This is a genomic window from Virgibacillus xinjiangensis (assembly GCF_042643145.1).
Classification (GTDB): domain Bacteria; phylum Bacillota; class Bacilli; order Bacillales; family Amphibacillaceae; genus Virgibacillus_O; species Virgibacillus_O xinjiangensis.
Map to the genome: position 1 here is coordinate 22,895 of NZ_JBHRSA010000024.1, position 6,216 is coordinate 29,110.

Annotated in this window: 7 protein-coding genes; 6 read left to right on the forward strand and 1 reads right to left on the reverse strand. The window is 45.5% G+C overall.

Translation table 11 applies throughout. The features are described from left to right. The first annotated feature begins 9 nt into the window (after positions 1 to 9). Both ACFOGI_RS05840 and ACFOGI_RS05845 read left to right on the forward strand, forming a co-directional pair. Positions 10 to 648, forward strand: coding sequence for an NAD(P)-dependent oxidoreductase (locus ACFOGI_RS05840; protein WP_390269847.1), 639 nt, complete (start codon positions 10 to 12; stop codon positions 646 to 648). A gap of 223 nt (positions 649 to 871) precedes the next feature. Further along, the gene (locus tag ACFOGI_RS05845) at positions 872 to 1,249 is read left to right on the forward strand and encodes an FAS1-like dehydratase domain-containing protein (RefSeq protein ID WP_390269850.1); all 378 of its coding nucleotides are present in this window, start codon (positions 872 to 874) and stop codon (positions 1,247 to 1,249) included. 49 nt (positions 1,250 to 1,298) lie between these two features. Here ACFOGI_RS05845 and ACFOGI_RS05850 read toward each other — a convergent pair whose 3' ends face one another. Next, complete coding sequence (locus ACFOGI_RS05850) at positions 1,299 to 1,844, reverse strand: hypothetical protein (protein WP_390269853.1); 546 nt, start codon at positions 1,842 to 1,844, stop codon at positions 1,299 to 1,301. Between the two features lie 305 nt (positions 1,845 to 2,149). On the opposite strand from ACFOGI_RS05850, the gene ACFOGI_RS05855 reads away from it, so the two are divergent. The 4 genes from ACFOGI_RS05855 to purT all read left to right on the forward strand — a co-directional run bounded on the left by ACFOGI_RS05855 (position 2,150) and on the right by purT (position 5,941). Next, a complete protein-coding gene (locus ACFOGI_RS05855) occupies positions 2,150 to 2,455 on the forward strand; it encodes a monooxygenase (RefSeq protein ID WP_390269856.1) in 306 nt (101 codons plus the stop codon). Positions 2,456 to 2,630: 175 nt separating this feature from the next. Then, positions 2,631 to 3,542: a LysR family transcriptional regulator gene (locus ACFOGI_RS05860; RefSeq protein ID WP_390269859.1), complete on the forward strand. Its 912-nt coding sequence runs from the start codon at positions 2,631 to 2,633 to the stop codon at positions 3,540 to 3,542. Between the two features lie 142 nt (positions 3,543 to 3,684). Next, positions 3,685 to 4,470, forward strand: a complete 786-nt coding sequence (locus tag ACFOGI_RS05865; RefSeq protein ID WP_390269862.1) for an SDR family oxidoreductase — start codon at positions 3,685 to 3,687, stop codon at positions 4,468 to 4,470. Positions 4,471 to 4,747: 277 nt separating this feature from the next. Continuing rightward, positions 4,748 to 5,941: a formate-dependent phosphoribosylglycinamide formyltransferase gene (gene purT / locus ACFOGI_RS05870; RefSeq protein ID WP_390269865.1), complete on the forward strand. Its 1,194-nt coding sequence runs from the start codon at positions 4,748 to 4,750 to the stop codon at positions 5,939 to 5,941. Positions 5,942 to 6,216: the final 275 nt, after the last annotated feature.

Below are 6,216 nucleotides of genomic sequence, written 5' to 3' on the forward strand. Positions count from 1 at the left end.
AGCGTGATCATGAATATTGCGGTCATTGGCGCAAGTGGTAAAGCAGGAAATGTAATTGTGAATGAAGCGGGAAACCGAGATCACCAAGTAACAGCTATCGTAAGAGATGCATCGAAACTACAAAACTCGAATCTTCCAGTAATCGAAAAGAATATTTTTAATCTTAAAACAGAAGATCTCCATCAATTTGATGTGGTCGTCAATGCATTCGGAGCTCCACTCGGTGAAGAACAGGCACATGTGGATGCAGGACATGTATTGATCGAAGCCCTCAGGGGAACAGATACTAGATTGATTGTAGTGGGAGGCGCAGGGAGCCTTTATGTTGATGAAAACAAAACGGTTCGGTTAATTGATACACCTGAATTTCCGGATTTCGTAAAACCGACAGGAAAGGGCCAAGGGCGCAATTTAGAAGAATTGTTACAAACAACTGACTTAGCATGGACATTTATCAGCCCTTCCGCCGTATTTGATGCGGAAGGAAAAAGAACAGGTTCCTATCAAGTAGGGAAGGATGTCCTTCTTGTAAATTCGCAAGGTGAGAGCTACATCAGTTATGCTGACTATGCTATTGCAGTAGTGGATGAAGCAGAAAAAGCGGAACATGTTAATCAAAGATTTACTGTAGTTGGCGAAAAGGAGTAATAGCAACGCTTGGTTCCTTCAGGTACATGGAAGGCCAGCTTTAGGTTCCCGGATTTCTATCACAGAAATCCGGGTTTATTAATGCTATCAAAACGCCCCGTCCAAGGATTCTCTTGAATATTGGAAGAATATGCAAGAGAATATAGTTGTAAAAGGGAATAGGGCAGACGGTTACATGTATTTGTTTTTAAGAGAAGAGAATAGTGATGGAGGGGGAAAAGAGTTGTCTTTACAAGCAGGCGATGTGTTTACATTTGAACGGACTTTCACCATGGAAGATGTGGAATTGTTTACGAAGGTTTCAGGTGATGAAGGCTCGCACCATGTTATTCCCGATGAACAGGGGAGACTTGTCATCCAGGGGCTGCTTACTGCTACATTACCGACAAAAATCGGCGGGGACCATAATGTGCTGGCACGTTCGGTGAATTTCAGGTTTTTGCGACCAGTTTATACAGGAGATACCATTACATGTGAAGTGGCGATCGAGAAGCTGGAGAAACAGAATGATAATAGAAAGTATTTATTGGCATCATTTCAATGCATCAATCAGAGAGAGAAAAAAGTGCTGAAAGGAAGCTTTGATGGAGTGATCGTATAATGATTATGCCGAGTCGACAAGCCTGAAAAGCCACCCTGCAGGATGGCTTTTAACAGGCTATTTCTTTTTTCTTCAGGACATCCATCCGGAATTCGAAGGCTTCTTTCTTCGCCTCCGTCAATCCATTGCATTTACTGGCTGTAAAGCATTTGAACTTTTTCTTGGCGGTTTCAGGTTCCTTGTACTCCACTTTATATCCTGTCACCCGCCCGTTCCGCTTGATTTCGAATACGCCGCAGATCTTCCCGTCATCTTTCAAGGAATGGCGCAGCCGGTAATCGGATTTTTCCGTGACATATAGGTTTTCCCTCAAGAAATTATGGTTGTCCCGGTCAAAATGTTCCACTTTCTTTTCTGGATGATGGATGTCCAACAGCCACCTTCCGAGTGGAACAGAGGCTCTGTTTACTGTCGTGTAAGGAACAATCTTTTCATTGCCTTTTTTGCCGACAGCCATCAATCCCCAATGTTTCGAGGAGATGCTTTCATAGTCGTCTTTCTCGATTTTCAATGTTGCTTCATGCTTCAAACCGGAAATATACAGTAGTACATGATCTGGTGCCATCTCATATTGGTTCAAATATTTCTTTGCCATCTCCAAACGCCTCCTTAACATGCACCTCTTGATGCAATTCTCTGGGGGAAAGCTTTTCAATGGGTCTAGATGATTCGAGAAGCAACTGGAGATGCAGGAAAAGTCCGATTACATAGACTTATTACCCGACATATACAAGATTTAATCATTGGTTGGAGGGCGAGTGTGCTATCTGTGGATGGGTGAACTCCCAATTGCAAGGAAGTGTATGATATAGTACATTCAGATACCGCTTCTTCTGTGGCTGATGGATCTCATTATCAAGCGAAGGAAAAGACACAAAAATTAGTAAAAGGAGAATGATCATGGCATACGTATTGCAAGTGGATTTTGAAATGGATGGACCTTTTGGAGATGAAATGGCAGAAGGGTTTTCAGATTTGGCAAAAAGTATCAATGAAGAAGACGGATTCATATGGAAGATCTGGACAGAGAGTCCCGAAACAAATGAAGCAGGCGGCATCTATGTCTTCGAAACAAAAGAAACTGCTGAGAAGTATCTGGATATGCACGCGAAAAGATTGGCAGGCTTTGGCATAACAGACGTCCATGCGAAAGTCTTTGCGATCAATTCTAAGCTGACAGAAATTACGAATGGGCCGGTGAAGTGACTGGCTGGTAATCAGTCGGAGCGAAATTCTACTATATTCTTATTATCATCCAGGCTGCAACTAACCCCATCTCTACGTTGAAATATGCTATACTTCAAACAGATGAAATTTTCAGGCAGATGGAATAAGCGCAAATCATAAGAACCCTGAAAACAGACAACAGGAGGAAATGGGTATGAGGCTGGAGCAGTTGAAATATGTCATCGAGGTTGTTATGTGCGGGTCGATCAATGAAGCCGCCCGTCGTCTGTATATCACGCAGCCCAGTCTCTCCAAAGCAATCAAAGAATTGGAGAAGGAACTGGGCATCACCATTTTCACCCGGAATTCCAGAGGCATCACCCTGTCTCCGGATGGGGCGGAATTTCTGGGGTATGCACGGCAGGTCGTCGAGCAGGCGGAACTGTTGGAGCACCGGTACTTCAATACAGCACCTTCCCAACAGATGTTCAGTATTTCCACCCAACATTATGCCTTTGCGGTGAATGCGTTTGTTGAGATGATCAAGAAACATGGGAGTTTGGAATACCAATTCACTTTAAGAGAAACAAAGACCTATGAAATTATCGAAGATGTCAAGAATCTGCGGAGTGAGATCGGCATCCTCTATTTGAGCTCGTTCAATGAAAAAGTGATGAGGCAGATGCTGAGGGAGGAAGGAATGGAATTTCATCTGTTATTCGAGTCCGCCCCACATATCTTTGTCAGCAGCCAAAACCCATTGGCTGAAAAGGAGTCCGTGACATTGGAGGATTTGGAGGAGTATCCGCGTCTTTCATTTGAACAAGGGGAATTCAACTCCTTCTACTATTCAGAGGAAATTTTCAGCACCATTGCGAGCAAAAAAAGCATCCAAGTCAGTGATCGCGCCACTTTATTCAATTTGCTCCGAGGTCTGAATGGCTATACCATATCAACCGGTATTTTAAGTTCCAACTTGAATGATTCCAATATCGTGTCCGTACCGCTCGATGAGGATGAGACCATTTCCGTCGGGTGGATTGTACATAAAAAGACCCAGTTGACTCGTATGGCCAGAATATACCTGGAGGAGCTCGAACAGGCGATCAGGGTGTATTCTTCCTGATAGTGATCATATATAGACCAAAAGGACCCTTCCGTTTAGAAAGGTCCTTTTTTATATGTTTCCCCTATCATTCGAACAAAGTTTACAATTTTGCTTGATGGGAAGATGAGAATTACAGAGTGTTTGATAGGAGGGAAGCAACATGGCAAAAACGATTTTCATCACAGGTGCCGGCAGCGGACTTGGCAGGGGGGCTTCCATCGGTCTTGCCAAGAAAGGGCATCATGTCATTGCAACGACCGAGTTGACGTCCCAGAAAACAGATCTGCTGCGGGAGGCGCGTGAATACAACTTGGATATGGATGTATTCAAACTTGATATTACTAATGAACGGGATAGAGCAGAAATAGAAAAATATGATTTTGACGTGTTTGTCGCAAACGCAGCAATCAACGAGAGAGGCCCCCTCGGTGAAGTGCCGATGGACAGGTTCCGCACCATATTTGAAGTCAATGTCTTTTCCACGTTGGAGACCGTCCAGGCTGCTGCCCGGAAGTTCGTGGATAAAGGCAAAGGAAAGATTGTGTTTATGAGCTCGATGGCAGGTATCATGGCAGCGCCGTATGGCGGTCCTTATGCCGCGACCAAGCATGCGGTGGAAGCAATGGCATCCAGCCTGCAGAAAGAATTGGAAGGTTTTGGAGTACAGGTGGCAACAATCAATCCTGGACCATTTGCGACCGGATTCAATGACCGTGCTGCTGAAGAACAGTGGAAATGGTTTGACGAGGACAAGAATTTCACGAAGAAAGCGGACTTGAAAGAAAAGGAAAAAGGGCTGGAAAACCAATTTGATCCAGAAGAAATGATCGAGAAGATGGTAGAAGTCATCCCGGCTGACCATCATCCGTACCGCACGGCCTATCCGCAAAAGACGGAAGAACAAATGAAGGAGACCGAACAAAAACGCTGGGATATGAAAATATAAGCCGAGTTTAAGTAAATGCAGGCCTTCCGATTTGGAGGGCCTGCAATTTTTAGTTTGGTGCACACTCGTAATCTGCTGGTCGCAAGAGGAAACCGTTTTTACTTGTAAATTTTTTCTCCCTGTTTTGAGGATCCTAGTACAGATATTTCTTGGGCAAAAGACGAACGAAAATAATATATTTAATGTTAACATTCCTCATTTACGGAAAATTACTTGAAACATTTCTTGTTCAGAAGGTAGAATAGATGCAAACACAAACGTTCAGGAGGATGGGGTTATGTTTGGTGCACCAATGAAGGATCATGCGAGAAAAATGCTCTTATTGGGAGCAGGCGAATTAGGGAAGGAAGTCGTGCTGGAGGCACAACGGCTGGGAGTGGAGACAATTGCCGTCGACCGTTATGAAGATGCGCCGGCCATGCAGGTGGCACATCGTTCCTATGTAATAGATATGCTGGATGCCAGGAAGTTGCAAGAGGTCATAGAGGCAGAAAATCCGGATTATATTGTACCGGAGATTGAGGCAATTGCAACAGACGCGCTGTTGGAGCTTGAGAGCAGGGGATATAATATCATCCCGACCGCTTATGCTACGAAACTGACCATGGATCGGGAAGGAATTCGCAGGCTCGCCAGCGAAACACTTGGACTGCCGACGGCTGCCTATGAGTTTGCCGATTCTCTCGGGGAATTGAAACAAGCGGTACATAAAATAGGGACGCCGTGTGTCATTAAGCCGATCATGAGTTCATCGGGGAAAGGCCAGAGTGTCTGTCGGACGGAAGAGGATATAGAGGCATCCTGGCAGCAGGCGATGGAAGAGGGGCGTGCACAGTCCCAGCGCGTGATTGTAGAAGAACTCATTTCATTCGACTCGGAAATCACTTTGTTGACGGTGCGTTCTGTATCTGGCACATCTTTTTGTCCGCCGATTGGCCATACCCAGCAGGGTGGGGACTATATGGAGTCCTGGCAGCCACATGTGATGAAGGAAGAGCAAATCAAGGAGTCCGAGTCGATTGCTAAAGCAGTGACAGATGAAATCGGCGGTTACGGCGTTTTCGGTGTCGAGCTCTTTTTGACTAAAGACGGTGTGATTTTCAGTGAGGTATCACCGCGTCCGCATGATACTGGCATGGTGACCATGGCGACACAGGAACTTTCCGAATTTGCGCTCCACGTACGGGCTGTGCTTGGACTGCCAATTCCTGAGATCGAACTGGTTTCCCCAGGAGCGAGCAGGGCTTTGAAAGCTGGGGAAGCAAGCGACGATTATCATATTACCGGAGTCGATAAGGCACTTGGTGTACCGAACACCCAGCTCCGCTTGTTCGGAAAGCCTGAAGCAAAACCAGGCCGCCGAATGGGCGTTGTGCTGGCAAAAGGAATAGACACAGATGAAGCGAGACAGAGAGCGGAAGTGGCAGCGGGAGAGATGGAGATTGTCCCGGATGTATATGCAAGGGTTTGACTTTTAGAAAGAATTCCTGTTTACGTAAGAAAAACGCTTTTCGGGTCTTAGTGCAAAAAAAGGCTGGGACATAATTAAAACGTTGAATCCTATAGACGAACAATGAACGGAAACAGCGGAGGAAATATACGCAGACTCCTGCGGGAGGAAAGGCATAGGTGAGACACCACAGTGCGAAGCACAAGGTGGCTCACCAGCCGCCCGCGGAAATGGTGTGACCCCCAATAGTTGGAGTTTTATTAGGCAACGATTAGATCGGTATGAAGTCGGTATTG

What these genes read in the sequence shown, in the direction of transcription:
- ACFOGI_RS05840 (WP_390269847.1), top strand. Translation starts at nt 10, where the DNA reads ATGAATATTGCGGTCATTGGCGCAAGTGGTAAAGCAGGAAATGTAATT.
- ACFOGI_RS05855 (WP_390269856.1), top strand. Translation starts at nt 2,150, where the DNA reads ATGGCATACGTATTGCAAGTGGATTTTGAAATGGATGGACCTTTTGGA.
- purT (WP_390269865.1), top strand. Translation starts at nt 4,748, where the DNA reads ATGTTTGGTGCACCAATGAAGGATCATGCGAGAAAAATGCTCTTATTG.
- ACFOGI_RS05850 (WP_390269853.1), bottom strand. Translation starts at nt 1,844, where the DNA reads ATGGCAAAGAAATATTTGAACCAATATGAGATGGCACCAGATCATGTA.
- ACFOGI_RS05860 (WP_390269859.1), top strand. Translation starts at nt 2,631, where the DNA reads ATGAGGCTGGAGCAGTTGAAATATGTCATCGAGGTTGTTATGTGCGGG.
- ACFOGI_RS05865 (WP_390269862.1), top strand. Translation starts at nt 3,685, where the DNA reads ATGGCAAAAACGATTTTCATCACAGGTGCCGGCAGCGGACTTGGCAGG.